Source organism: Marinimicrobium agarilyticum DSM 16975 (assembly GCF_000423345.1).
Taxonomy (GTDB): Bacteria; Pseudomonadota; Gammaproteobacteria; order Pseudomonadales; family Cellvibrionaceae; genus Marinimicrobium; species Marinimicrobium agarilyticum.
Genome location: NZ_AUHU01000029.1, coordinates 1 through 1,345, shown reverse-complemented (window position 1 = coordinate 1,345; position 1,345 = coordinate 1). Strand labels below are relative to the sequence as shown.

The following is a 1,345-nucleotide window of genomic DNA, read 5'->3' as shown; positions in this document are numbered from 1 at the left end:
ATGTGTTTTGATTTCAGGTTTCGTCACCATCAATCAAAACCGGTAACCCTCCCTTTTTCAAGAGGCAGTGTCAGATTTGGTCTGAACTAATACAGTTGATATAAGGGATCTGTAGCTCCTATATTTTATACATGTATAAAATATTGTTGCCACGAGACAACACCAAACGGCCTTTAATTCCCTTCTCCCGAAAGTGGAGGCAACCCCTCGTGCTGCTTTATCAATTCTCTTTCCTGCATTTTCTCCAGCACCTCTAAAGGAGTCAGATTGTTCATTTTGAGCTCAGTCAGCTGATGCTCATCCGCTGGATCGAGCCGACCTATACTCTTCAAATCTTCCAACTCGTCTATCTTTCTGAGCCTGTCGCGCTCTGACATAGGGCTTATCTGGCCAGCTTTAGGCAACTCCTCTCCAAAAACAATCCAGTGCTTGTACTTCGGAAAGGCGTCGCCTACCAAAACCAACTCTTCCGGCCGGATAACTCCTCGTTTGTTCATTAGGTTGTGCCATCTCGTGTAATTCATATTCGTGCGTGACGCTAGCATTTCCCTAGAGAGCTTTTCTAGCTGGCAAATAACCTTAATTCTTTCAATGACGTCGCTCATAGATACAAATCACGTAAAAAATGCAATGTAATATATTGCATAAGCCAATAAATTGTGCTCAAATAGCATGTAATTTAATACATATTAAATCGCACATGGATTACATATATTGGAGCAACCCGCATGTACTTTCAAGAAGTTGATAGCGAAACCTTCATAACTTCCCCTAGACATCCTACAGCAGACACGTCCAGGAATAAGAAGGTCCTCTTCTGCCGTCAATGCTGTCACATGTTCGACGTGTATACGGCCGGCTGGCGCCGCTGCCCCGAGTGCGACTCCCCTGTATGTGACCACCCCATGGATGAATGCACATGCAAGTAATTTTAAAGATGATTAAACCTAGCGAGACAAACCATATGGATTTCCAAGAAATTGATAGCGAAACCTTTCGCAATGCGCCGCCAGTCCTTCCCTGGGTGAAGTTCGCCGAGTGGATTGGCCTGGGTGATGAACCCACGGTAGTACGGGGCTGGGTTGATCGTGGCTATATCCCAACTCTCCGTATAGGCAAACGCATAATGGTCAACATTGAGATCTTTCGGCAGCAACTCTTGGAAGAAGATTAAGCCGCATAAGTCGAGAGAATCGAGACAAGGGCGCGTGAGTGCAAACCTGTGGGCAACCGGCGTACGCCATCCGCAAAGCGGATTGTCCACAGGCTTTAACCCTAAAGCGGCTCTACGGAGCCACAAACCCGCTGTTCGGTACTCCTGAACAGCACCACCCAAGAGGAAATC

General features: G+C 46.5%; 2 protein-coding genes. Both read right to left on the bottom strand.

Going from position 1 to position 1,345, the window contains the following annotated elements; genetic code table 11:
* Positions 1 to 173 precede the first annotated feature (173 nt).
* Positions 174 to 605 carry a hypothetical protein gene (locus G547_RS21845; RefSeq protein WP_036189182.1) on the bottom strand — a complete coding sequence of 144 codons (432 nt, stop codon included), beginning with the start codon at positions 603 to 605 and terminating at the stop codon, positions 174 to 176.
* 326 nt (positions 606 to 931) lie between these two features.
* Positions 932 to 1,345: hypothetical protein (locus tag G547_RS23710; RefSeq protein WP_211224583.1), on the bottom strand; the 414-nt coding region annotated here is incomplete at its 5' end.

Bases quoted from the DNA above. Each gene is read 5' to 3' on its own strand.
- G547_RS21845 (WP_036189182.1), bottom strand. From the start codon at position 605: ATGAGCGACGTCATTGAAAGAATTAAGGTTATTTGCCAGCTAGAAAAG.